General features: G+C 66.9%; 26 protein-coding genes. 12 read left to right on the plus strand and 14 right to left on the minus strand.

Annotation, left to right across the window (positions count from 1 at the left end; genetic code table 11):
- Positions 1–347 precede the first annotated feature (347 nt).
- Positions 348–1,598: a YeeE/YedE thiosulfate transporter family protein gene (locus tag ACX12F_RS22855; RefSeq protein WP_459366609.1), complete on the plus strand. Its 1,251-nt coding sequence runs from the start codon at positions 348–350 to the stop codon at positions 1,596–1,598.
- Positions 1,599–1,738: 140 nt separating this feature from the next.
- Here the strand turns inward: ACX12F_RS22855 and eccB are convergent, their stop codons facing one another.
- The 3 genes from eccB to ACX12F_RS22870 form a co-directional block, all read right to left on the minus strand.
- Positions 1,739–3,088: a type VII secretion protein EccB gene (gene eccB / locus ACX12F_RS22860; RefSeq protein WP_459366610.1), complete on the minus strand. Its 1,350-nt coding sequence runs from the start codon at positions 3,086–3,088 to the stop codon at positions 1,739–1,741.
- A 116-nt stretch (positions 3,089–3,204) separates the two neighbouring features.
- Positions 3,205–4,722, minus strand: coding sequence for a glycerol kinase GlpK (glpK, locus tag ACX12F_RS22865; RefSeq protein WP_459366611.1), 1,518 nt, complete (start codon positions 4,720–4,722; stop codon positions 3,205–3,207).
- A gap of 106 nt (positions 4,723–4,828) precedes the next feature.
- Positions 4,829–5,383 carry a CGNR zinc finger domain-containing protein gene (locus ACX12F_RS22870; protein WP_459366612.1) on the minus strand — a complete coding sequence of 185 codons (555 nt, stop codon included), beginning with the start codon at positions 5,381–5,383 and terminating at the stop codon, positions 4,829–4,831.
- 75 nt (positions 5,384–5,458) lie between these two features.
- Here ACX12F_RS22870 and ACX12F_RS22875 point away from each other — a divergent pair, with 75 nt between their 5' ends.
- The 5 genes from ACX12F_RS22875 to ACX12F_RS22895 all read left to right on the plus strand — a co-directional run bounded on the left by ACX12F_RS22875 (position 5,459) and on the right by ACX12F_RS22895 (position 9,356).
- A complete protein-coding gene (locus ACX12F_RS22875; RefSeq protein ID WP_459366613.1) occupies positions 5,459–6,481 on the plus strand; it encodes an EamA family transporter in 1,023 nt (340 codons plus the stop codon).
- Positions 6,482–6,496: 15 nt separating this feature from the next.
- On the plus strand, positions 6,497–7,165 hold the full coding sequence (locus ACX12F_RS22880) for a cutinase family protein (RefSeq protein ID WP_459366614.1): 669 nt from the start codon (positions 6,497–6,499) through the stop codon (positions 7,163–7,165).
- 110 nt (positions 7,166–7,275) lie between these two features.
- Entirely contained in the window at positions 7,276–7,887 is a 612-nt protein-coding gene (locus ACX12F_RS22885; RefSeq protein WP_459370466.1) for a cutinase family protein, read from the plus strand.
- A 114-nt stretch (positions 7,888–8,001) separates the two neighbouring features.
- Complete coding sequence (locus ACX12F_RS22890) at positions 8,002–8,607, plus strand: cutinase family protein (protein ID WP_459370467.1); 606 nt, start codon at positions 8,002–8,004, stop codon at positions 8,605–8,607.
- A 20-nt stretch (positions 8,608–8,627) separates the two neighbouring features.
- Positions 8,628–9,356 carry a cutinase family protein gene (locus tag ACX12F_RS22895; RefSeq protein ID WP_459366615.1) on the plus strand — a complete coding sequence of 243 codons (729 nt, stop codon included), beginning with the start codon at positions 8,628–8,630 and terminating at the stop codon, positions 9,354–9,356.
- Between the two features lie 2 nt (positions 9,357–9,358).
- Here the strand turns inward: ACX12F_RS22895 and truA are convergent, their stop codons facing one another.
- From truA to infA, 8 genes are all read right to left on the minus strand, one after another.
- A complete protein-coding gene (gene truA, locus ACX12F_RS22900) occupies positions 9,359–10,255 on the minus strand; it encodes a tRNA pseudouridine(38-40) synthase TruA (protein ID WP_459366616.1) in 897 nt (298 codons plus the stop codon).
- Positions 10,239–10,790, minus strand: a complete 552-nt coding sequence (rplQ, locus tag ACX12F_RS22905) for a 50S ribosomal protein L17 (protein WP_459366617.1) — start codon at positions 10,788–10,790, stop codon at positions 10,239–10,241. The genes truA and rplQ overlap by 17 nt, the downstream gene beginning before the upstream one ends.
- Before the next feature lie 89 nt (positions 10,791–10,879).
- Entirely contained in the window at positions 10,880–11,932 is a 1,053-nt protein-coding gene (locus tag ACX12F_RS22910) for a DNA-directed RNA polymerase subunit alpha (protein ID WP_020101463.1), read from the minus strand.
- Between the two features lie 85 nt (positions 11,933–12,017).
- The gene (rpsD, locus tag ACX12F_RS22915; protein ID WP_459366618.1) at positions 12,018–12,623 is read right to left on the minus strand and encodes a 30S ribosomal protein S4; all 606 of its coding nucleotides are present in this window, start codon (positions 12,621–12,623) and stop codon (positions 12,018–12,020) included.
- Positions 12,624–12,637: 14 nt separating this feature from the next.
- Positions 12,638–13,054: a 30S ribosomal protein S11 gene (gene rpsK / locus ACX12F_RS22920; RefSeq protein WP_020101461.1), complete on the minus strand. Its 417-nt coding sequence runs from the start codon at positions 13,052–13,054 to the stop codon at positions 12,638–12,640.
- Positions 13,055–13,058: 4 nt separating this feature from the next.
- Positions 13,059–13,433, minus strand: a complete 375-nt coding sequence (rpsM, locus tag ACX12F_RS22925; protein WP_073696973.1) for a 30S ribosomal protein S13 — start codon at positions 13,431–13,433, stop codon at positions 13,059–13,061.
- A 153-nt stretch (positions 13,434–13,586) separates the two neighbouring features.
- On the minus strand, positions 13,587–13,700 hold the full coding sequence (gene rpmJ / locus ACX12F_RS22930; RefSeq protein ID WP_003879483.1) for a 50S ribosomal protein L36: 114 nt from the start codon (positions 13,698–13,700) through the stop codon (positions 13,587–13,589).
- Positions 13,701–13,748: 48 nt separating this feature from the next.
- Complete coding sequence (infA, locus tag ACX12F_RS22935; RefSeq protein WP_003886926.1) at positions 13,749–13,970, minus strand: translation initiation factor IF-1; 222 nt, start codon at positions 13,968–13,970, stop codon at positions 13,749–13,751.
- Between the two features lie 265 nt (positions 13,971–14,235).
- Between infA and ACX12F_RS22940 the strand changes: the two genes are divergently transcribed.
- Genes ACX12F_RS22940 through ACX12F_RS22955 form a run of 4 tightly spaced genes read left to right on the plus strand, consistent with a single transcriptional unit; the run spans position 14,236 to position 19,188 of the window.
- Entirely contained in the window at positions 14,236–15,948 is a 1,713-nt protein-coding gene (locus ACX12F_RS22940; RefSeq protein WP_459366619.1) for an NAD(P)/FAD-dependent oxidoreductase, read from the plus strand.
- 12 nt (positions 15,949–15,960) lie between these two features.
- Complete coding sequence (locus tag ACX12F_RS22945) at positions 15,961–17,436, plus strand: ATP-binding protein (RefSeq protein WP_459366620.1); 1,476 nt, start codon at positions 15,961–15,963, stop codon at positions 17,434–17,436.
- A gap of 57 nt (positions 17,437–17,493) precedes the next feature.
- Positions 17,494–18,324, plus strand: a complete 831-nt coding sequence (locus ACX12F_RS22950; RefSeq protein ID WP_459366621.1) for an LLM class F420-dependent oxidoreductase — start codon at positions 17,494–17,496, stop codon at positions 18,322–18,324.
- A gap of 15 nt (positions 18,325–18,339) precedes the next feature.
- Entirely contained in the window at positions 18,340–19,188 is an 849-nt protein-coding gene (locus tag ACX12F_RS22955; RefSeq protein ID WP_459366622.1) for an LLM class F420-dependent oxidoreductase, read from the plus strand.
- 9 nt (positions 19,189–19,197) lie between these two features.
- Here ACX12F_RS22955 and ACX12F_RS22960 read toward each other — a convergent pair whose 3' ends face one another.
- From ACX12F_RS22960 to ACX12F_RS22970, 3 genes are all read right to left on the minus strand, one after another.
- Positions 19,198–19,776, minus strand: a complete 579-nt coding sequence (locus ACX12F_RS22960; RefSeq protein WP_459366623.1) for a hypothetical protein — start codon at positions 19,774–19,776, stop codon at positions 19,198–19,200.
- Between the two features lie 98 nt (positions 19,777–19,874).
- Positions 19,875–21,320, minus strand: a complete 1,446-nt coding sequence (locus tag ACX12F_RS22965; protein ID WP_459366624.1) for an RNA polymerase sigma factor — start codon at positions 21,318–21,320, stop codon at positions 19,875–19,877.
- A 193-nt stretch (positions 21,321–21,513) separates the two neighbouring features.
- Positions 21,514–21,774: a hypothetical protein gene (locus ACX12F_RS22970; protein ID WP_459366625.1), complete on the minus strand. Its 261-nt coding sequence runs from the start codon at positions 21,772–21,774 to the stop codon at positions 21,514–21,516.
- A 288-nt stretch (positions 21,775–22,062) separates the two neighbouring features.
- Here ACX12F_RS22970 and ACX12F_RS22975 point away from each other — a divergent pair, with 288 nt between their 5' ends.
- Together ACX12F_RS22975 and ACX12F_RS22980 are read left to right on the plus strand one after the other, a co-directional pair.
- Positions 22,063–23,583 carry a CoA-acylating methylmalonate-semialdehyde dehydrogenase gene (locus tag ACX12F_RS22975; RefSeq protein ID WP_459366626.1) on the plus strand — a complete coding sequence of 507 codons (1,521 nt, stop codon included), beginning with the start codon at positions 22,063–22,065 and terminating at the stop codon, positions 23,581–23,583.
- Positions 23,584–23,598: 15 nt separating this feature from the next.
- On the plus strand, positions 23,599–24,765 hold the full coding sequence (locus tag ACX12F_RS22980; protein WP_459370468.1) for an acyl-CoA dehydrogenase family protein: 1,167 nt from the start codon (positions 23,599–23,601) through the stop codon (positions 24,763–24,765).
- Positions 24,766–24,783 lie beyond the last annotated feature (18 nt).

Genomic DNA, 24,783 nt, shown 5'->3' on the forward strand with positions numbered 1-24,783 from the left:
GGCGTAGTCGCGCTTCGGCAGGCGGTTACCTGGTGAATTTCCGTCGCAAAACTGTCGAAACTCCGCCGTCTGCATCGCGGCAGCGGCTGTCGTAGCGACCGCGGGACGGCGGTCACGGCAATAGCCGGTCATCAAAGCGCACACCACAGACACAAGCCGCTGGCAGTACCGACCCCGGATTCACGCATGCCGTGACGTACCACACCAAGTCGGCCAATACCATACCCCCTATAGTATGTTAAGTGTGGGGATGCGCTGACAAAGGGCGCAGCCAAACGGCCACTTGCTACGCATCGCTCCGGTCGGCATACAGCTGAGCGGGACTAAACCGGTAAGGGGACTGTTCGATGCTCAGTGTTACCGCGCCGCTGTGGGTTGGTCTGCTGATCGGCATCGGATTCGGGATCGTGGCATCGCTATGGGGAATCGGGAACCCCGAGACCATCATTCGGGCAGCGCGACTGGTCGACAGACTCTTGCTGGGGTGCTTTCTTCTCGTCACCGCCGTGGGTGCCGTCGTCCTTTACGGACTGTACGCGCTCGGAGTATCGATGCACTTCTCGCCCAAGCCCACCTATCTCTATGGTGTGGTGGCCGGCGGCATCTTGTTCGGGATCGGCATTGCCGTCAGCGGCTACTTGCCGGGCACGGCGCTCGTGGCGCTGGGGGAAGGCCGCCGTGATTCACTGGCCGCAATACCAGGCGGTTTACTGGGAGCCGCTGCGTGGACTGCCCTTTACAGCACGCCCTTTGGACACTGGCTGGTGTCTGCGGGCAACCTTGGCGACCTCGTCGCGGGAGGCAATATCCACCAGGTTGCTCCCGGCAGGATGTTGGCCATCGCGGCGGTGTACGCGGTACTGGCGCTGAGTGTTTTGTACTTCCTGCCCCGCTACCGAGGCAGCAAGCATTGTTGCTTGCGAGATATCGGTGGCACATCACTTGACGACCACGATCGTGAAATGGCGCGCGACACTGCCGAATACCTGTACGAAGGTGCCCTCCCCGCCCCGCGACACACACTGCTGAGGCAGCTCTCTCGCGACCGCGTGACAGAACCCGGATTCTTGATGCGCACCACTGCAATCGCCGCCGTACTGGTCGCCATGTTGGCAGTACTGTCGTTGTTCCTGCGCCAACAGTTCGGGCAATCGACGACTTACTCCTGGGTCGTCGGACAACTATTCATGCCGAATTTCGCCTACTCGCGCGAGGTCGCCACAACTATCGGCTGGGAACCGCTGAGCGATCTGGGCGTCTTGATCGGCGCGTTCCTATCCGCGTACTTCCTGAGCCGGCGGTTTACCGCCTTCCGCCCAGTAACCCCACCGTCGTGGCGGAATCGGTTCGGCCCAACGCCTGGCAAGCGTGCGGCGGCGGTGTTCGGCGGATCGTTCCTGACCCTCTTCGGCGCTCGGATGGCCGGTGGTTGCACGAGCGGGCATACTCTCAGCGGAGGCGTCCAACTATCCGTCAGCGCTTGGGTTTTCACAGCTTCGCTGGTGGTGGCGATGGTCATCACGGCCCGCTATGTCTACCGCGACGCGAGATGGCAGGTTGCCGCAATCGCACCGACCAGTCAATCCGCGCCGCGCTAATGGGTCACAACGCGTTGGCTCGCGACTGACAACTGCCGGCATTTGGGAAGTTCGCTGGGACCTTCCCGCGACGAATCGCTTTCCTCGGCACCGCCGCCGGCATTGCCATGGCTGCCATCGCCCTTACGAGCCGTCGACCGTCACGGCATCAGCCCGTCCCGCAGCACGTCAGCCGCGGCCACACTCAATTCGGGACCACCCGGGAGCCGGGCCAGCAGCGGCCAGGGCACGGGCAGCGGCTCGCCCTCCAGGCCAAGATATTTCGCCGCCTCGGCATCGTGGATGCCGTATCGCACGCCGCGGTCCGACACCAGATACCGCGGACCCGTGACCGATCCGCCCAGCACTCCCGTGGCATGCACGTACGCGTAGCGTCCCGCGGGGATCGACACGGCATCGATATTCGGGCCGTCGCCGTCATCTTGCGCCAGCGGCACCGCACCTATCCCCGGTTTGCCTTGCAACACAACGGTATCCGCACGGCCGCCGTCCGATCGCCAATGCACGCACACCGGGACCTCGCTCGGCAACGGCGGACGGGCCTGCTCCGGGAAGGTCGACACCGCAAGCTCTCGGACGGCCGCAATGGCGGCGATGGCCGCCGGAGGCACCGTCCGAAGTTCACCGTCCGCCACGCCATGGGCAAAGCGGATGACGTCGGCCGCGACGTCGCCGACGCGCTGCAGACCGCCCGCTAGCACCACGTGGTGTTCTGCAGCGTCAGCCCGGCTCACCCGCAACACCTGGCCGACGACGAAACCGCCCGGCCCTTTGCCGCCGAGGCCCGGGATCGCCGGCGCCGTGATCGGGGGAAGTTCCGGCAAGAGGTCGAGAACAGAGCGCGACACCTGCCGGGGTATGACGCCATCGAGGCGCAGAGCCCGGACTACCGCCAGGTCACGCAGGTCGACTTCGGCGCGTTTGCCCTCGTACACGAGATACGTGGCGGCCAGGTGTTCGCCTGTGGCCGCCGCCAGGATCGGCCGTGCCGCGTCGAGTCCTTCGGTGTCGGTGCCGGCGGCCAGCACCGTCCTCCCACTGTCGCAGATCTGCCACGATGCCACCGTGAGCGACCTCCCCAATTCGGCTGGGGCACCCGGAATTCCGACGAGCGGACCACGCGGTGCGGCGGCGATCGCGTCGGCGCCGACGATCACCGGGTTCACCGCGGACTTGGCGACCAGCCGGGCCGACGCGAGATTCAGCGCGGGATGCCACGTCGAGCCGATCCGTACATACAGCGCGCCCGTGTCCCGGACCATCACGATCGGCGCGTCCCCCAACACGCCTGCCGGTGACGCGATCGCGATGACCGCACAGACCGCCACCGCCAGCAGCCCGGCGAGCCATCCCGACGCGTATGAAATCGATTGCGCGCGAACCGGTTCCTCGACCATTGCGGCGTCACCACGCACCAGCGCGTGGATCAGCCGACGCGTCTGAAAGCGCCGGCCACTGGCCTCCAACTGCGCGCCCTGCCCCCGAGCCATGTCCATCCCCCGGCTAGCAGCCTAACCGCGGCCGGGCACGACCCCCGACACCAATTGCCCCCAGTGATTTGTGCACGATTTTCCGCGCCGACCGCGGAAAATCGTGCACAAATCGGCTAGTCCACGTCGACCCAGTCGAGGGTGCGGCCGACGGCCTTCCGCCAGCCGGCGTAGCCGGCCGCGCGCTGCGCGTCGTCCCACGACGGCGCCCACCGCTTGTGCTCCTGCCAGTTGGCGCGCAACTCGTCGGGATCAGACCAGAACCCCACGCCAAGACCGGCCGCGTAGGCCGCGCCGAGTGCAGTGGTCTCGGCGACAACGGGTTTCACCACGTCGACACCCAGCACGTCGGCCTGGATCTGCATGCACAGTTCGTTCGCGGTGATGCCGCCGTCGACCTTGAGCACCTCCAGATGCACGCCCGAATCCGCGGCCATGGCGTCGACGACGTCGCGGCTCTGGTAGCAGATGGATTCCAGCGTGGCCCGGGCCAGATGGGCGTTGGTGTTGAACCGGGACAGCCCCACGATGGCCCCGCGGGCATCCGAACGCCAGTACGGCGCAAACAGTCCCGAGAACGCCGGCACGAAATAGACGCCGCCGTTGTCCTCGACCTGGCGGGCCAGCGTCTCACTGTCCGAGGCGCCGGCAATGAGGCCGAGCTGGTCACGCAGCCACTGCACGGCCGAGCCGGTGACGGCGATCGAACCTTCCAGTGCGTAAACAGGTTTCGCGTCGCCGAACCGATAGCACACAGTCGTCAGCAGCCCGTGCTCCGAGCGGACGATCTTCTCACCGGTGTTGAGCAACAGGAAATTGCCTGTGCCGTAGGTGTTCTTGGCCTCCCCCGCCGACAGACACACCTGCCCGACCATCGCGGCCTGCTGGTCGCCGAGGATGCCGGTGACCGGCACCGGTGCACCCAGTGGACCGTCGGCCGCGGTCAGACCGTACGGCTCGGACACCGACGACGACGCGATGGTCGGCAGCATCTGACGCGGAATCCCGAAGAACGACAACAGTTCGTCGTCCCAGTCGAGGGTCTCGAGGTTCATCAGCATGGTGCGGCTGGCATTGGTGACATCGGTGACGTGCACACCGCCGCGGGTACCGCCGGTCAGGTTCCACAGCACCCAGGTGTCACAGGTACCGAAGATGGCGTCACCGCGTTCGGCGGCTTCGCGCACCCCTTCGACGTTTTCGAGGATCCACTGGATCTTGCCGCCGGAGAAGTACGTCGCGGGCGGCAGACCGGCCTTGCGGCGGATGACGTCGCCGTGACCCTCACGTTCCAGCGCCGACGCGATCCGGTCGGTGCGGGTGTCCTGCCAGACGATGGCGTTGTAGTACGGACGGCCGGTGTGCTTGTTCCACACCATCGTCGTCTCGCGCTGATTGGTGATGCCGAGCGCAACCAAATCAGATGCCGACAACCTGGTGTTGTTGAGGGCCGACTGCAGCACCGAGCCAGTGCGTTCCCAGATCTCGACGGGATTGTGCTCGACCCAGCCGGCGCGCGGCAGGATCTGCTCGTGTTCGAGCTGGTGGCGTCCGACCTCACGACCCGAGTGATCGAAGATCATCGCCCGGGTGCTGGTGGTGCCCTGGTCGATCGCCGCTACGAATTCGGCCAATGGCCCGTCCTTCCGCTCAAACGCTGTCGGTGATCACGGTAGGAGACGCAGCCGGGTCAGGCGATGCATTGCGGCAACCGGCGTCGGCGCGTCGGGCGCCCGCGCGTCAGCTCTCGCGCGCGCGGCGTTCGCGGTACGCCGCGACGTGCTGGCGGTTTCCGCAGTTGCCGGTGTCGCAGAAGATGCGGGATCGGTTGCGCGACAGGTCGATCAGCACCGCGGTGCAGTCCGACGCCGCGCAGGTCTTGAGCCGGCGCAGTTCCCCTGCCCGGATCAGGTCGGCGAGGGCCATCGCCATCTCGGCGCCCATGCGCTGCGCCAGCGGGTCCTGGTCGGCCGCGAGATGCAGATGCCATTCGGGCATCTCCGGGTGCCGGGTCAGCCAGGGCATGGCGCGGTTGTCGCTGAGCAGGGCGTTGACCTGGCCGACCACCGCTTCTTCATCGCCTGCCGTGGCCCACAATTCCCCGAGTCGCCGCCGGAGACCGTGCACCGCGGCCAGTTCGGCGGCGTCGCGGTCACGTCGGCCGGTCCACCCGAAGTCGTTCAGATAGTCGTCCAGGGCCGCCAGGTCGGCGAGCTGGTCACCGTCGACCCGGTCGCTGTTGATCAGCACGCACGCCGCACGCAGCGTGAGCTCCGTGTCATGACTGAAATTCATTTGACTCGTTACACCCGCCCTCCGTAGCGTCATGACCAATCTCAAGTTGACTCATTACATCATTGGAGGCGGCCCATGACGGCGGCGAACGGCACCGCGGCCGGCCACTTCCGGACCGGCATGATCTTCGCCGTCATGTCTGCCTTCACCTTCGGGATGGCGGGCGCGCTCGGCAAGTCCCTGATCGAGGCGGGGTGGAGTCCCACCGCGGCCGTGGTCGCCCGGCTGACCGGCGGTGCGCTCGTCATGGCAGTGGTCGCGACGGTCCTGCGCCGCGGCTGGGTGCGCGAAGCTCTGAGCCACAAGAGCACGGTCATCGCCTATGGCGCCATCCCGATCACCGGCGCCCAGCTCTGCTACTTCAACGCCGTCACCTATGTACCTGTCGGCATCGCGCTGCTGCTCGAATACGCCGCACCCCTGCTGGTGGTGGGCTGGGTGTGGGCCACTACCCGGCACCGGCCCAGCACCCTCACCTTGGCGGGCGTCGCGATCGCCATCGCCGGCATCACGCTGGTACTGGGCCTCATCGGCCCCGCAAGCGGGAGCAGCGCCCAGATCGGCCTCTCCGGCATTGCCTGGGGCATGGGCGCGGCCGTCTGCGCCGCGTGCTACTTCGTCATGTCCGACAAGGCCAGTGCCGACGGCACCGGCCTGCACTCCATCACCCTGGCCACCGGTGGGCTGCTGGTAGGCGCTACGACGGTCGCGCTGCTGGGCGTATCCGGCGTCATGCCACTCGCGTTCACCGGCCACGACACCACGCTGGCAGGCCTGACGACGTCCTGGCTGGCACCCGTGATCGCGCTGGCCATCGTGCCGACAGCGATGGCATACACGTTCGGCATCATGGGCATAGCCCGCCTTCAGCCCCGGTTCGCCTCCCTCGTCGGCCTGTCCGAGGTGATGTTCGCCGTGCTGTCCGCCTGGGCACTGCTGGGCGAGGCCATCACCGGGATCCAATTGCTGGGCGGCGCGGTGGTGCTGGCCGGGCTGGCGCTCGCGCGGCAGGGCGACCGCGGCGAAGCGACCTGGCACGACGATTGGCCGCACAGTCCGGAGGGTTTGCCAGCAGGTCAAACAATTGGCCGTGGCTGAACCCGATATGTGAAGATGGCCCGCGTGACCTTGTTCAGCACGGCGGTCCGAGTGGCCGCCATCGCCGCCGCCGTCATCTCCGGAACCGCACTGCTGCCGTCGGCGCCGGCCAAGGCTGACCCGTGCCCGAACATCGAGGTGATCTTCGCCCGCGGCACGCACGACGACCCCGGCATGGGCCGGGTCGGCTCGGTCCTGGTCGACGCGCTGCAGCCCCTGGTCGGCGGCCGGACCGTCAGTGGATACGCCGTCGATTACCCGGCGTCCTACGACTTCCTCACCGCGCAGGATGGCGCCACCGACGCGCAGAACCGCATCGCGACGCTGGCGCAGCAGTGCCCCAGCACCAAGATCGTGCTCGGTGGCTACTCCCAGGGCGCGGCGGTGGTCGACATGCTGGCCGGCGTTCCGCCGCTGGGCGACCGGGTCGGCGAAGTCGGCTCAGCCCCGCCGCTACCCACGGAACTCGCGAGCCGGGTCTCGGCTGCCGCCGTATTCGGTAATCCGTCCGCCAAGTTCAGCCATCCCTTGGACTCCATGGGACTGTTCTCCAACCGCTCGGTGGACTTGTGCCTGTGGGGCGACCCGATCTGCTCGCGCGGCCGAAACCCGTTCGCGCACTCGCAGTACGAGTCGTCCGATTTCATCGGGCAGGCCGCGCAGTTCATCGCATCACGCCTCTGACCTGCCCTTAAACACCAGTCTCGGAACCACATCCGAAATCGCGGTTAATATTCGGTGTGATCATCAGTGCACTGCGCCGGGCCGTCGCCGGCACCGCAACCACCGTAATCATGGCCGGCATCACTGTGCTGACGCCGCCGTCGCTGGGTGCGGTCGGCACCGCCGCCGCGGCCAACTGCCCTGACATCGAGGTGACCTTCGCCCGCGGCACGAGTGAAGACCCCGGTCTGGGCCGGGTCGGGGGCGCTTTCGTGAACCAGTTGCGCAACAAGCTCGGCGGCCGGTCCGTGGGGGCCTATGCCGTCGTGTACCCCGCGTCGTACGACTTCCTGGCCGCGGCCGACGGAGCCAACGACGCCAGTGCCCACATCCAGTGGATGGCCGATAACTGCCCTAACACCCGCCAGGTGCTCGGCGGCTACTCGCAGGGCGCCGCCGTGATGGACGTCATCGGCGCCATTCCGGTCCCCGGCATCGGCTTCAACAACCCGTTGCCTCCCGAAGCCGCCGGCCACGTCGCAGCCATCGCGGTGTTCGGCAATCCCTCCGCCAAACTCGGACTGCCGTTGACCGCCAGCCCGGTGTGGGGCGGCAAGGTCATCGATCTGTGCAACCCGGGTGACCCGATCTGCCAGACCGACGGGGACAGCGTGCCCGCGCACAAGACCTACGCGGGTGGCCCGACCAACGACGCGGCCCACTTCGTCGCCGGATTGTTGTAAGGCTGGCATCTTTTCTCGACGAGACCGTCAATTCATCGGGATACCATCGGATTTGTGATCGGCCGCCGTACAACTGCAGTGCTGATCACCGTTCTGACCGTCGCCGTCGCGCCAATGTCCGTGCCAATCAGGAACATTGGTGTGGCGAACGCAGCTGCCACCTGCGCACCCGCCGAAGTGGTGTTCGCCCGGGGCCGGATGGAACCGCCCGGCCCCGGACTGGTCGGTGCCGCGTTCGTCACCGCGCTGCGTCAGCTCCGCGGCCCGAATATCGGGCTGTACCCGGTGAATTACCCGGCGGACACCCAGGTCGACATGGGCGCCAACGACATGAGCCGGCGCGTGCAATGGCTTACCCGTAACTGCCCGGCCACCAAGATCGTGCTCGGCGGTTACTCATTGGGCGCCGCCGCCACCGATCTTGTTCTCGCGGTGCCCATTTCGGCCTTCACCTTCAACAACCCGCTCCCGCGCGGCACCGACCAACACATCGCGGCCGTCGCGCTGTTCGGCAACGGCGCCAACTGGGCCGCGCCCATCACCGCACTGAGCCCCACCTACCAGAACCGGACCATCGATCTGTGCCACTCCGACGACCCGATCTGCAACCCGAGCAGCCCCTACAAATGGCGTGCCGAGTGGCAGGATCACCTCGCACCGGGCTATATCAACTCCGGGATGGTGAACCAGGCCGCGAAGTTCGTCGCTGCGCGCCTGTGACTCGCGGCTAGACTTCAGCCATGGCCCCCCGCTCCGTCATGACGTCCGTTCGGTCTGCTGTCGCCCTGGTCGGCGCGGCAGCGTCCGTTGCCACTGGGCTGGTGGTGTCGACGGCCGCAGCGCCGTCTGGATTCATCGGTGCCGCATCGGCAGCCCCGTGCCCACAGGTGGAAGTGGTGTTCGCCCGCGGTCGCAACGAACCGCCAGGCGTCGGCCGGGTCGGAACGGCATTCGTTGATGCGTTGCGCGCCAAGGTGCCTCAGAACGTCGGGGTGTACGCGGTCAACTATCCCGCCAACATCGAAATCCCTCAGGGCGCCAACGACATCAGCTCACACATTCAGGACATGGCGGCCCGGTGTCCCGACACCAGGCTGGTGATCGGTGGATACTCGTTGGGCGCGGCGTCCACAGCAATGGCCCTGTCCTCCGGCGACAAGGGATTCGGCTTCGACAATCCGCTGCCTCCCGGGATGGACTCCCACATCGCTGCCGTGGCGCTGTTCGGCAATGTCACCCACCGTATGGGTGGCAGCAACATCAGTCCGATCTACCAGGATCGGACCATCGACCAGTGCAACGGCACCGATCCGGTTTGCAGCGACGGAGGTCTCCCGCAGAGCATCGTCCAGCTGCAGGGCGACTGGCAGAACCACCTACAAGAAGGCTATATCGGCACGGGGCTGGTGGATCAGGCCGCCGACTTCGTCGCCGCCCGGTTGGCACCGCCACCACCACCCGCGCCGTGAGCTCAGCCGAGCGTGCGTAAATCCCGGGTGACGGTGATCCGCGACGCCAGCTGATCGTCGGGCGGGTAGTCCACCGACACCAGCGTCAGGCCCCGCGCCGGCGCGGCGGCGTACTCGCTGGACCGACTGTCCGCCGCCAAAAGGCCTGCGATCCAACCGGGTTCACGACGGCCCTCCCCCACTGCGAGCAGCGCGCCGACCAGCGAGCGCACCATGTTCCAGCAGAAGGCATCGGCTGTGACGTACGCGGTGACCAGATCACCCGAACGCTGCCACTGGAGCCGCTGCAGATCCCTGATGGTCGTCGCACCCTCCCGGAATCGGCAGAACGCGGCAAAATCCTGCAATCCCAACAGCTCTCGTGATGCATCGTTCATCGCTGCCAGATCCAACGGCCGCGACCACGGCGTCACGAACCGGGCCTGTTGCGGCTCTACCCCGAAGGGAGCCAGTGACAACCGATACTCGTAGTGCCGCCGCAACGCGGAGAACCGGGCGTCGAAACCCGGAGCGGCGCGGACGATCTCACGTACCCGCACATCAGCGGGCAGGAACCGCGCGAGCCGGCGCACCAACGGCAGGAACTCCGGGTCGCCGGGACGCGGCGTGCGCGGATAGACGAATCGCAGTGCGGCAGAAGGCACGTCGACGTGCGCGACCTGACCGGTCGCGTGAACGCCGGTGTCGGTGCGGCCGGCGGTGACCAGGCGCACCGGCTCACGGAACACCGTCGACAGCGTCTCCTCGATGACGCCTGCGACCGTACGCTGGCCGGCCTGCGGTGCCCAGCCAGCGAATTCGGTGCCGTCGTACGAGATGTCCAGGCGCAAACGAACGTGCCCGCCATCGGATTCGATGGCGGGCACGTCGTTCACAGCCTGATTAGGACTTGGCCTCATCCTCGGTCGCTTCAGCCTCGGCCTCAGCGGTCTGAGCGTCGGCGATGCCCTTGTCGGCAGCCTCGACCTCGGCAACCGGAGCCTCGACAGCGGCTTCCTCAGCGGGAGCCTCGGCCTCGGCAGCTTTCGCCTGAGCGGCAGCGGCACGACGAGCGCGGTCGGCCTCGGAGACGACGGTCTTCTCCCGGACCAGCTCGATCACGGCCATGGGGGCGTTGTCGCCCTTGCGGTTCTCGACCTTGATGATGCGGGTGTAGCCGCCGTCGCGGTCCGCGAAGTGCGGTGCGATCTCGGCGAACAGGGTGTGCACCACGTCCTTGTCGCGGATCTTCTTCATCACCTCGCGCCGGTTGTGCAGCGCGCCCTTCTTGGCGTGGGTGATGAGCTTCTCGGCGTACGGACGCAACGCCCGGGCCTTGGCATCAGTGGTCTTGATGCGGCCGTGCTCGAACAGCGAGGTGGCCAGGTTGGCCAGGATCGCCTTCTGGTGCGACGACGACCCGCCGAGGCGAGCACCCTTTGTGGGTTTGGGCATTGCAACTTCTCCTAATTGGGGCCGGCCCCCGTATCAGGTAGGGCCGGGACGGAATCCGGGCGGGCGAAGCCCGGGGGATATGCCCTGTTTTAGAGCTGTTCGGTTTCGGCGTAGTCCTGGTCGGCGTCCAGGTCGTAGCTGGCATCGCTGTTCCAGGTGCCGGTGGCCACGTCGTAGCCGGCGACCTGCGACGGGTCGAACGTGGCGGGGCTGTCCTTGAGCGAGAGACCCAGCTGGTGCAGCTTGATCTTGACCTCGTCGATGGACTTCTGGCCGAAGTTACGGATGTCCAGCAGGTCCGACTCGGTACGCGAGACCAGCTCGCCGACGGTGTGCACACCCTCGCGCTTGAGGCAGTTGTACGACCGCACGGTCAGCTCCAGGTCGTCGATCGGCAGCGCGAACGAGGCGATGTGGTCTGCCTCGGCCGGCGACGGGCCGATCTCGATGCCCTCGGCCTCGACGTTGAGCTCACGAGCCAGACCGAACAGCTCGACCAGCGTCTTGCCGGCCGAAGCCAGGGCGTCGCGCGGGGCGATCGAGTTCTTGGTCTCGACGTCGAGGATCAGCTTGTCGAAGTCGGTGCGCTGCTCGACGCGGGTGGCCTCCACCTTGTAGGTGACCTTCAGCACCGGCGAGTAGATCGAGTCGACCGGGATACGGCCGATCTCGGCACCCGAAGCCTTGTTCTGCACGGCCGGGACGTAACCGCGGCCGCGCTCGACGACGAGCTCGACCTCCAGCTTGCCCTTGTCGTTCAGGGTGGCGATGTGCATGTCCGGGTTGTGCACCGTCACACCGGCCGGGGGCACGATGTCACCGGCGGTGACGGCACCCGGACCCTGCTTGCGCAGGTACATGGTGACCGGCTCGTCCTCTTCCGAGGAAACGACCAGGCCCTTGAGGTTCAGGATGATGTCGGTGACGTCTTCCTTGACCCCGGGAACCGTGGTGAACTCGTGCAGAACACCGTCGATACGGATGCTGGTGACCGCCGCGCCCGGAATGGACGACAGCAGCGTGCGCCGCAGCGAGTTGCCCAGGGTGTAACCGAAGCCCGGCTCCAGCGGTTCGATGGTGAACCGCGACCGGTTTTCGGCGAGCACGTCCTCGGACAGGGTGGGACGCTGTGAAATCAGCATTTTCTATCTCCTTCTCGGCACCCACTATTTGATGCCGGTTTGGTAGGTGCCCGCCCAGGATTGAGCGGGCCACCACGACCTCGAATTACTTCGAGTAGAACTCGACGATCAGCTGCTCGGTGAGCGGCACGACGATCTGGGCGCGCTCGGGCAGCTGGTGCACGAGGATGCGCTGACGCTCGCCGACAACCTGCAGCCACGACGGCACCGGACGCTCGCCGGCAACCTCGCGAGCGATCTGGAACGGCAGGGTGTTCAGCGACTTCGCCTTGACGTCGATGATGTCGTACTGCGACACCCGGTAGCTCGGGATGTTCACCTTGACACCGTTGACGGTGAAGTGACCGTGGCTGACCAGCTGACGGGCCATACGGCGGGTACGGGCCAGGCCGGCGCGGTACACGACGTTGTCCAGACGGCTTTCGAGGATCTGCAGCAGGTTCTCACCAGTCTTGCCCGCCTTGCGGTTGGCTTCCTCGTAGTACTTGCGGAACTGCTTCTCCATGACGCCGTAGGTGAAGCGAGCCTTCTGCTTCTCCTGCAGCTGGGTGCGGTATTCGCTCTCCTTGATCCGCGCGCGGCCGTGCTGGCCGGGCGGGTAGGGGCGCTTTTCGAACGACTGATCGCCACCGACCAGGTCGACGCCGAGACGGCGCGACTTGCGGGTGGCGGGTCCGGTATAACGAGCCATTCTTCAGATCCTCCCTAGACCCGGCGCCGCTTGGGCGGACGGCAGCCGTTGTGCGGCTGCGGCGTGACGTCGGAAATCGCGCCGACCTCGAGGCCGGCAGCCTGCAGCGAACGGATCGCGGTTTCGCGGCCCGAGCCCGGGCCCTTCACGAAGACGTCGACCTTCTTGACACCGTGCTCCTGCGCCTTGCGGGCAGCGTTCTCGGCAGCGAGCTGCGCGGCGAACGGGGTGCTCTTGCGCGAACCCTTGAAGCCGACGTGACCCGACGAGGCCCAGGCGATGACGTTGCCCTGGGGATCGGTGATCGAGACGATGGTGTTGTTGAACGTGCTCTTGATGTGAGCGGCGCCGTGCGGGACGTTCTTCTTTTCCCGGCGACGAGTGGGCTTGCCGCGCTTCGAAGCAGCGCCGGCTTTCTTGGTGGGTGCCATTTACTTACCTGGCCTTCTTCTTGCCGGCGATGGTGCGCTTCGGGCCCTTGCGGGTACGCGCGTTGGTCTTGGTGCGCTGGCCACGCACGGGCAGGCCACGACGGTGACGCAGGCCCTGGTAGCAACCGATCTCGATCTTGCGACGGATGTCGGCCTGCACCTCGCGGCGCAGGTCACCCTCGACCTTGAGGTTGCCTTCGATGTAGTCACGCAGCTGGGTCACCTGATCGTCGGTGAGCTCCTTGGTACGCAGGTCCCGGTCGATGCCGGTGGCGGCCAGGATTTCCTGGCTGCGGGTACGGCCGATGCCGTAGATGTAGGTCAGCGCGATCTCCATGCGCTTGTCGCGCGGGAGGTCAACGCCCATAAGACGGGCCATGTGTGCCATTCCTCTTGCTTTGCGGAGGTCTGTTCCCAGTCCGTTCCCCGTCTATCGGGGTCCGGCCTCCGTGCCGGACGTGGTTGAGAGCCGTCTGCCCTCAGTGGTACTGGGAGGTCTGCATTCAGTTTTGGGTGCTGCTTGAGCTGGTGTTTAGCCCTGCCGCTGCTTGTGCCGCGGATCGGAGCAGATCACCATGACCCGCCCGTGCCGGCGAATCACCCTGCACTTGTCGCAGATCGGCTTGACGCTCGGGTTCACCTTCACGACTTAGCGATCCTTTTCTGGAGTTCTGAATTGGTGATGCTGGGCGTATTACTTGTAGCGGTACACGATGCGGCCACGGGACAGGTCGTACGGAGACAGCTCCACCACGACACGGTCCTCCGGCAGGATGCGGATGTAGTGCTGCCGCATCTTGCCGCTGATATGGGCGAGCACCTTGTGACCGTTCTCCAGCTCAATGCGGAACATCGCATTGGGCAGGGGCTCGATCACGCGACCCTCGACCTCGATGGCGCCGTCTTTCTTGGCCATACTCTTTGGTAATCCTCTGGTTCTTCGGTTTCGTATCTCATACGCCCGTGCTTGGCGCAGAGCCCACCCCGGCTACAAGAACGTGGACTTAATGCCAGGAAATTCCGTGGAACTTCAGAACAGAGCACGCAAAGAGCCGGCGCAGAAGCTGCACCGTTGGTCCACGATACCCGCTCGGACCCCAGGTACCAAAATCCGCGAAGTGGCCCGGGCAACCCCAGGTGGGCTCATCGTATTCGCAAGTCAGGGCGCATAATGAACAACGATGACTGGACCCGCTTCCCCGGCCCGCAATCCGGTGATTCTCACCGTCGACGATGACCCCGCAGTGTCCCGGGCTGTTGCCCGCGACCTGCGCAAACACTACGGCGAACGCTATCGGATCGTACGCGCCGAATCCGGCCAGGACGCGCTGGTCGCGGTAAACGAGCTGCAGCTACGCGGCGACACCGTGGCGATGTTCATCGCCGACTACCAGATGCCCGAGATGAACGGCATCGACTTCCTGGAACTGGCCATGGACGTGTTCCCGCTGGCCCGGCGCGTGCTGCTGACCGCCTACGCCGACACCCACGCCGCGATCAACGCGATCAACCTCGTGGATCTGGACCACTATCTGCTCAAGCCGTGGGACCCGCCCGAGGAGAAGCTGTACCCGATCATCGACGGCCTGCTGGAGGCCTGGCACGAGGTCGGCGACCGCGCCGTCCCGCACACCAAGGTGATCGGCCACCGGTGGAATCCCCGCTCATGGGAGGTCCGCCAGTTCCTGGCCCGCAATCAGCACTACTACCGCGCGTACTCGTCGGACGAGGCCAAGGGCAAGCAGCTGCTGACCGCCGCCGGCCTGGACGGCCTCGAGCTGCCCGTGGTGATCTCCGAGCAAGGCGAGACGCTGGTCCAGCCGACGGACGCGCAGCTGGCCGGCATGCTCGGCCTGTCCACCACACCGTCACTGGAGATGTACGACCTGGCCGTCATCGGCGGTGGGCCCGCCGGCCTGGCGGCCGCCGTGTACGGCGCATCCGAGGGGCTGCGCACTGTCCTGATCGAGCGCACCACCACCGGCGGCCAGGCAGGCCGCAGTTCGCGGATCGAGAACTACCTGGGCTTCGAGACCGGGATCTCGGGCGCCGAGCTGACGACGTCGGCCCGGCGACAGGCCGAGCGCTTCGCCGCCGAGGTCATCACGACCCGTGAGGTGGTCGGGCTGGACGTCAGCGCGCTGGCCAGCAAGACCCTCACCTTCGACGACGGCCGGAGCATCACCGCCCGGTCCGTCATCCTGGCCACCGGCGTCGACTACCGGCACCTGCAGGTGAGTGGGTGCTGGGACAACCCCAACCCCGAGGGCGGCGTCGTCGCACCCAATTACGTCGGCAACGGCGTCTTCTACGGCGCCTCGGTGTCGCAGGCCTCCGAATGCGCCGGCGAGGACGTCTACATCGTCGGCGGCGCGAACTCGGCCGGCCAGGCCGCGATGTTCATGTCGCAGCAGGCCAAGTCGGTGACGCTGCTGGTACGCGGCAAGTCGCTGGAGGCATCGATGTCCTACTACCTGATCCAGCAGATCGAGAACACGCCCAACATCAGCGTCCGCACGTGCACCGAGGTGGTCGACACCTGCGGCGAGGACGGACACCTGACCGGGCTGTGGCTGGTGAACAACAGCACCGGCGAGCGCGAGCATGTCGAGTCAACGCGACTGTGCTGTTTCATCGGCGCCACCCCGCGGACGCAGTGGCTGGAGGACGCCGGCATCGCCCGCGACGACCACGGCTTCATCCTCACCGGACCGGACCTCAAGGACGTGTGCGGCTGGACCCTGGACCGTCCGCCGCACCATCTGGAAACAAGTGTGCCCGGTGTTTTTGTTGCAGGTGATGTGCGCGCTGAATCGGCCAAACGGGTCGCGGCCGCAGTAGGCGAAGGCTCGATGGCAGTGATGCTGGTGCACCGGTATCTGGCCGAGACGTAGGAGGAGACCGGTATGGGCGAAACGTGCGCGCGTAGTGAACTGCGGACGCTGTTCCTGTTCGAGGCACTGACCGACGAGCAGTTGGACACGCTGTGCGCCAACGGTCACATCGCCACGTTCGAGCCCGGCCCGGTGTGCGTCGAGGGGGAACCGGCGACGTGTTTCTACGTGATGCTGGACGGCGAACTGGTGATGTCGATGAAGTCCGGCGGCATCGACATCGAGACCAACCGCACGTCCATGCGCGGCGTGTACTGCGGCGCCTGGTCGGCCTATATCCCCGATGAACAGCCCGTGTACGAGGCGTCGGTGCGGGTGACCAAGACATCTCGGTTCTTCGTCCTGGACGCCAACGCCTATGCCGACTTCATGCGTTCGGAATTCCCCATGGCGGTGCACCTGCTGGAGGGCCACAAGGTCGGCGGTCGGCGCGGGCGGCAGATCGTCGGCCAACGGGAAAAGCTTCTCGCCCTGGGACAACTGTCGGCGGGCCTGACCCACCAGCTGAACAACCCGGCGGCCGCGACCGCCCGCGCCGTGGCCGACCTGCACGACCGGATCGGCAAGATGCGGCACAAACTCGCCATGCTGGCCGACGGGCAGGTCAGCCCGCAGTCGCTGCGAGTACTGGTGGGCATCCAGGAAGGCGTCGCCGACCAGGTGGCCAAGGCCAGAACCCAGGAGCTGTCGGCCATCGAGGCGTCCGACCGCGAAGACCAGATCGGCGAATGGCTGGAGGACCACGGCATCGCGGCCGCCTGGGACTACGCCCCCACTTTCGTGGACGCCGGCCTGGATGTCGCGTGGCTGGAAGGCATTTCGTCGTCGCTCGGCGACGGCGACTCGTCCACGACGCTGCAGGGCGCGCTGGGCTGGTTGAAATACACCATCGACACCGAGCTGCTGATGCACGAGATCTCCGAAGCGAGTAAACGGATTTCGACTCTGCTGGCCGGCGCCAAGCAGTACTCGCAGATGGACCGTGCGCCCTACCAGAGCGCCAACGTGCACGAGCTCTTGCGCAGCACGCTGATGATGTTCGGTGACCGCATCGGCAAGGACGGCACCACCTGCGTCAAGGTGGTCAAGGAGTACGACCCCGCGCTCCCCGAATTGCAGTGCTACCCAGCCGATCTGAACCAGGTGTGGACCAACATCATCGACAACGCGCTGCAGGCGATGAAGGGCTGCGGGGTACTGACCATCCGGACCAAGCGCGTCGGCGAGGACAGCGTCCGGATCGAGATCAACGACAACGGCCCGGGCATTCCCCCCGACGTCATCGAGCGCATCTTCACGCCGTTCTTCACCACCAAACCGTTCGGTGAGGGCACGGGGCTGGGGCTCGACCTGGCCTGGCGCATCGTCTGCGAAAAGCACCACGGGAACATCTATGTCGAGTCCAAGCCGGGAGACACCACGTTCATCGTCACGTTGCCCGTGCACGCACCGGCGCCGGAAGAGTTCGCGGCCGGGGCTGCGGGATAGTTCGGATCACCGAGCACCGAACGGAATAGCCACCCGCGCCCGGGAGTTGCCGCAGAGGTGACCAAACCAGACCTTGGACGCTACGGTGTATTCGGGCGCGGCGCGACGCCGCAACAGGCAACGGAAATCGAAGCGCTGGGCTACGGCGCCATCTGGGTCGGCGGATCCCCGCCCGCGGAGCTGGACTGGGTCGAGCCGCTCCTCGGCGCGACGGAGCGGCTGAAGGTCGCGACGGGCATCGTCAATATCTGGACGGCGGCGGCCGGGCCGGTGGCCGAGTCGTTCCACCGCATCAACACCGCCTATCCGGGCCGGTTCGTGCTCGGCATCGGCGTCGGCCACCCCGAGGCGCACACCGAGTACCGCAAGCCCATCGACGCGCTGACCGAATACCTCGACAAGCTCGACGAATACGGCGTGCCGAAGGAACAGCGCGTCGTGGCCGCGCTGGGCCCACAGGTGCTGAAACTCTCGGCCCGGCGCAGCGCCGGCGCCCACCCTTACCTAACCACTCCGGAGCACACCGCCCACGCGCGTGAGTTGATGGGACCGGACCCGTTCCTGGCGCCCGAGCACAAGGCGGTCCTGACGACGGATGCGGGAAAGGCCCGTGCGGTGGGGCGCAAGGCCCTGGAGATTTACCTCAACTTGAACAATTACCTGAACAGCTGGAAGCGGTTGGGGTTCACTGACTCCGACGTCGCCAAGCCGGGTAGCGACCGGCTCGTCGACGCGGTGGTCGCCTACGGCACGGTCGACGCGATCGCCGCCCGGCTGAAGCAACACCTCGACGCCGGCGCCGACCACGTGCCGGTTCAGGTACTGACCGCGCCCGAGAACTTGGTACCCGCACTGACCGAACTCGCCGGCCCGCTGGGCCTGCGGTAACTGGAGGGATCACGGATGAGCCAGTTGAACCTGGGCCGCTTCGGGGTGTGGACGTTCGGCGCCGCCACGCCCGAGCAGGCCGCGGAGATCGAGAAGTTGGGGTACGGCGCGGTCTGGCCCGGCGGCTCCCCCGCCGGCGACCTGGCGTTCGTCGAACCGCTCCTGGCCGCGACCGAGAAGCTGCAGGTGGCCACCGGCATCGTCAATGTGTGGACCGCGCCGGCGGCGCAGGTCGCCGAGTCGTACCACCGGATCGAGGCCGCATATCCGGGCCGGTTCGTGTTGGGCGTCGGCATCGGCCACCCCGAACACACCAAGGAATACCGCAAGCCCTACGACGTCCTCGTCGAGTATCTCGACGAGCTGGACGCCGCAGGCGTTCCGGTGGGGCGGCGAGTGGTCGCCGCGCTGGGCCCGAAGGTGTTGCGCCTGGCGGCCGACCGCAGCGCCGGCGCGCACCCGTACCTGACCACCCCGGAGCACACGGCCGAGGCGCGCAAGCTCATCGGGCCCGACGCGTTCCTCGCACCTGAGCACAAGGTCGTGCTGACCGACGGTTCGGCCGAAGCCACCGCGGAAGCCCGGGCCATCGGCCGCCAGACCGTCGACTTCTATCTGAATCTCAGTAACTACCTGAACAATTGGCGCCGGCTCGGCTTCTCCGAGGACGACATCGCCAAGCCGGGTAGCGACGCGTTGATCGACGCGGTGGTCGCCCACGGCACAGCCGACGCCATCGCCGCCCGGCTGACCGAGCATCTCGACGCCGGCGCCGATCACGTGACCATTCAGGTGCTGGGCGGCTGGGACAAACTGGTGCCGACGCTGACGGCGCTGGCGGGTCCGCTGGGCTTGCGGGGATAGCCCCGGCGCTCAGCGCGGTTGGTCCTGCAGGTCGTGGCCGTCCTGGTCGTGGTGCTGCCAGATGCGGCGCGGCCAGTTCCAGTGCGGCCGGCCCTGCGCCGGCTTTGGGCTCGCTGAGCCTGCCGGCGTGGCAGCCGGTTGCGCCGGGGCGACAGCTTTCGGTGGCACCCCGACCGGAACGGTGACCACGTTGACGACCGGTACCGGCGCCGCGACATGACTGGCGGTCGGCAGCGGCGCGGGGGCCGGCGGGACATACGGAGCCGACTGGGTGTGGTCGACGACGGCCAGCGGCGTCGACGGCGAGTCATTGCCGCCCAGCACGATGGCACCGAGCGCGGCGGCCACGGTGACCCCGGCAAACAACATCCCGACGATCGCCACCCGGCTGATCCGCGGCTTCGCGGTCGTCGGGGCCGCGGCAGCCGGGTGCACGACAACGGGCACGTGCACATCGGCTTCGGCCCCGTCTGCCAGCGACCAGGCCAGCGCGCTCATCGGCATCGTCGGCGCCCCATGAATGCTTGCGCCGGCTGTGTCAGGGGTGAACGCCAGGTCGGGGAAAGTGGCGGTCAAGGTGGTGGACATGGCGTTCTCCGGTGTCTTCCGTGCTGCCCTGGTGGGCCGCTCTCACAGGTAGGAGCAGCGCGGCCCCGACATCGGGACAACTTTTCGGAGAACTTTTCTCAGTAGATGATCGGCGGCTGCGTCGTCGTCACCGGCGCGGGTTCGACCGGGCCGACCGGAGGCACCGGCGGCCGTGGCCGAGGCGGCTTCGGCGTCCCGGACGGCGGCGGGGGTGGTGGCGGTGACGGCTCGGTGGTGATGGGCGGCGCCGGGCTCGGCGACGGTTGTTCGCTGATGATCGGCGGCCGATGACGGCGCGGCGGCAGCGGTGATGGCTCAGGAGCTATCACCGGCGGGGTCGGCGGCAGGGGCACCGGGGACTGCTGCGGCGGCGGAACCGTCCGCGGCGGACGGGTCACGGGTGGCTCGGCGGGAGCCGTCACCACGGCCGTCGGGGCAGACGGCTGCACCGGGGCGGACATGGAGACCGGGTTCTCGGGCGCGCGGCTGGACGACGGCGTCACAGAGCTGATCACCCCCTGCGGCGTGACAGGAGCGTGCGTCTCGTACCGCCAGGCGATGGTCAGTGCCAACACGATCAGGGGAATTCCGACCAGCAGTGACATGGTCAGCATCACGCGGCCGGCAGGCTGGGCGGCGGTAGGTTTTCCGTCGGCCTCATCCACCGCGGCGAACTGCTCGGTCGGCGCATCCGGCACCGAATCTCGCGCCTGGGTTGGAGCGCCGTTCAGATCGGTGGTCGCGGACGTCAGCTGGATGTGGCTCAGCGTACGGTCGCGCAGCCAAGCCGGGGCGGGGATGAACAGCGGTGTGCCGCCGAGCAGCGCGACGGGGTTGACCAGCCGACGACGGTCCTGCTCACAGACGGCGCAGCCCTCGATGTGCCGGGCGATGCGCTTGCGCATCAGGATGGTGAACGTGCCGTCCCAGCCCGCAAGAATGGTGCCGAGCTCCGGGCAACTGTTGCCGGCCTGGCCACGGCGGGCGACGAGCAGCGCGCCCAGCGACCGTTCCATGGTGTCGCGGAGCCGCTGCATGATCTTGTTGGCGCTGGCCGTGCTGATGCCGAGCGCCTCGGCGAGTTCAGGTCCGTCGAGCCCGTGGCGATAACCCAGCTCCAGCACAGAGCGGTCGCGGTCGGACAAACCGCCGGCCGCCTCGGCGACCAGTTGTGCCAGTTCATTGCGGGCGGCCAGGGTGTCCGGCCCGGCATCGCCGGACGCTTCCTCGGGCAGGTCTTCGGACGGTTCTTCCCGGCGCCGCTGCCGGATGCGGCGCAGCGCCTCGTTGCGCGCGATCGCGTACAGCCAGGGCCGCAGCTTGTCGGGTTCCCGCAAGTTGTTCAAAGCTGTTGCCGCGGTGCAGAATACGTCCTGGACGCAGTCGGCCGCGGCTTCGCGGTCCCGGACCATGCCCACGCAGTAGTCGTGCAGCCGGTCGGCGTAGCGGTCATAGATGCCGGCGAACGCCGCACGGTCGCCCGAGAGTGCGGCGCCGACCAAATCGGCGTCGCTGACGATGTCCCAATCTGGCACTGCGGTCATGAGACGCGCTCCCATACCGATCTGTCGCCGGTATCCAATGATGCTAATCCAGCGAAGGCGAGCTGATTCGCCGATTCACGTGCACCGGCGGCTGAGTTCAAAGAGGAGAACGAGTGCAGCCCGGGTCCGGTTCAACGCCGGGCCCGGCTGCGCCTCGTCGGATTGCCGCCGACGTCGGGGCGGTCACGATCAGTCAGTGGTGCTCGTGCTCGTGCCAGTGGTGATCCCAGTCGGGGAAGTAGAAGTGGCAGTGCTCCCAGTCCCACCACGCCCACGAGCAGTAGTCGTAGTCGTACCAGAAATGTTGGGGGGCGGGGGCGGGCAGCGGCTGGGCCTGGGCAGTGCCTGCCGTCATGCCCAGCGCGGCCAGGGCCATGCTGCCGGACAACACTGCTGCCGCGGCGGCCCGCTTGGCGAGTGACTGCCGCTTGACCGGGGTGTTGTTGATGTTCATTTCGTGCTCCTTGTTCAGGTGGTGCAGGTGCCCGAGTGGGCTCTGTCATAGGTAGGAGCGCGACCACCGGCAAGCTCGGACACTTTTTCCAAGAGATTTTTTCGGTGAATTTCAGTCGGTCCGCACACAGCGTGGGTGCGGCCCCGGAGAGTGACGACCGCGTTGCGTACCAGCGGAATTCGGGCGGTACCGACAGCCCCTTGCCAAGCCCCGACCGAATTACTAGGATATGCAAGTATCTCGGCCCGAGTCGAGACCCCGAACTCTGCTCACCTTTGGACGGACGTCATGACGACCCAGATTCCGCACTTCATCAACGGACAGCGCACCACCGGCGAATCCACCCGCACCGCCGACGTGCTCAACCCCAGTACCGGTCAGACCCAGGCCCAGGTGCTCCTGGCGTCGGTCGCCGACGTCGACGCCGCGGTGGCGGGTGCCGTTGTCGCACAACGGGAGTGGGCGTCCTGGAACCCGCAGCGCCGGTCGCGCGTGCTGATGAAGTTCATCGACCTGGTCAATCAGAACAAGGACGAGTTGGCCCGGCTGCTGTCCCTGGAGCACGGCAAGACCTTCGAGGACTCCCTCGGCGACATCCAGCGCGGCGTCGAGGTGATCGAGTTCGCCGTCGGCATCCCGCACCTGATGAAGGGCGAGTTCACCGAGGGCGCCGGATCCGGGATCGACGTGTACTCCATGCGGCAGCCGCTCGGCGTCGTCGCCGGCATCACGCCCTTCAACTTCCCCGCCATGATCCCGCTGTGGAAGGCCGGACCCGCGCTGGCGTGCGGCAACGCCATCATCATCAAGCCGTCCGAGCGCGACCCCTCGGTGCCGCTGCGCCTCGCCGAGCTGTTCATCGAGGCCGGTCTGCCGGCCGGCGTCCTGCAGGTGGTCAACGGCGATAAGGAAGCCGTCGACGCCATCCTCGCGCACCCCGACATCAAGGCCGTCGGCTTCGTCGGCAGCACCGACATCGCGCAGTACATCTACTCGAACGCCGCTGCCAACGGCAAGCGGGCGCAGTGCTTCGGCGGCGCCAAGAACCACATGATCGTGATGCCCGACGCCGACCTGGACCAGGCTGTCGACGCACTGATCGGCGCCGGCTACGGCAGCGCGGGCGAGCGCTGCATGGCCATCAGCGTGGCGGTACCTGTGGGCGAGGAGACGGCAAACCGGTTGCGCAACAAGCTCGTTGAGCGCGTCAACCAGCTGCGGGTCGGCCACAGCCTGGACCCGAAGGCAGACTACGGCCCACTGGTCACCGGTGCCGCCCTGGAGCGGGTGCGCAATTACATCGGCCAGGGCGTCGACGCCGGCGCCGAGCTGGTGGTCGACGGCCGCGAACGCGCCAGCGACGACCTGACGTTCGACGACTCCGACTTGTCGGGCGGCTTCTTCATGGGCCCCACCCTGTTCGACCACGTCACCCCCGACATGTCGATCTACACCGACGAAATCTTCGGGCCGGTCCTGGTGATCGTGCGCGCCAAGGACTACGAAGAGGCACTGCGCCTGCCGTCGGAGCACGAGTACGGCAACGGCGTCGCGGTGTTCACCCGCGACGGCGACACCGCCCGCGACTTCGTGTCGCGCGTGCAGGTCGGCATGGTCGGCGTCAACGTGCCGATCCCGGTTCCGGTGTCCTACCACAGCTTCGGCGGCTGGAAGCGGTCCGGCTTCGGCGACCTCAACCAGTACGGGACAGCGTCGATCCAGTTCTACACCAAGGTCAAGACCGTCACCGAGCGCTGGCCGTCGGGCATCAAGGACGGGGCCGAGTTCTCGATCCCGACCTTCAAGTAAGGGCCGGCGTTGAGCATCGATCTCTTCGGACTGGACGACGACGAACGCGTGATCGCCGAGACGGCGGCCGCGTTCGCCGAAAAGCGGCTGGCGCCAAACGCTTTGGCGTGGGATGCCGACGACCACTTCCCCACCGACGTGCTGCGGGAGGCGGCCGAGCTGGGCATGGCGGCCATCTACTGCAGTGACGACGTGGGCGGTAGTGGGCTGCGACGGTTGGACGGCGTGCGGATTTTCGAGCAGCTCGCCGCCGCCGACCCGACCATCGCGGCGTTCCTGTCCATCCACAACATGTGCGCGTGGATGGTGGACAGCTACGGTACCGGCGAACAGCGCAAGACCTGGCTGCCGAAGCTCGCGTCGATGGAGGCCATCGCCAGCTACTGCCTGACCGAGCCGGGTGCCGGCAGCGACGCGGCGGCCTTGCGCACCAAGGCCGTTCGGGATGGCGACTACTACGTGCTGGACGGCGTCAAGCAGTTCATCTCCGGCGCGGGCGTCTCGGACGTCTACGTCGTGATGGCCCGCACGGGTGCGGACGGACCCCGCGGTATCTCGGCGTTCATCGTCGAAAAGGACACGCCCGGACTGAGTTTCGGCGCCAACGAGGAGAAGATGGGCTGGCATGCCCAGCCCACCGCCCAGGTGATCCTGGAAGGCGTGCGGGTGCCGGCCGAGGCCATGCTCGGCGGCTCGGACGGCGAGGGCGCCGGTTTCTCCATCGCGATGAACGGCCTCAACGGCGGCCGCCTCAACATCGCCGCCTGCTCCCTCGGCGGAGCGCAGGCCGCCTACGACAAGGCGCTCGGTTATCTGGCCTCCCGCGAGGCGTTCGGTTCGGCACTGATCGACGAGCCGACCATCCGCTTCACCCTCGCCGAGATGGCGACGGCCCTGGAAACCTCACGAAACATGTTGTGGCGGGCGGCAACTGCCCTCGACACCAACAATCCGCGCAAGGTCGAACTGTGCGCAATGGCCAAGCTGCACGTCACCGAGGCCTGTTACACGGTGGCCGACCAGGCACTGCAATTGCACGGCGGCTACGGCTACCTACGCGAGTACGGGCTGGAAAAGATCGTCCGCGATCTCCGGGTGCACCGCATCCTGGAGGGGACGAACGAGATCATGCGTGTGGTCATCGGGCGAGCTGCCTCTGCTGGCGCTCGTAAACCGGCATAACGAGAACGAGAGAGGACC

Source organism: Mycolicibacterium sp. HS_4_1 (assembly GCF_054515875.1).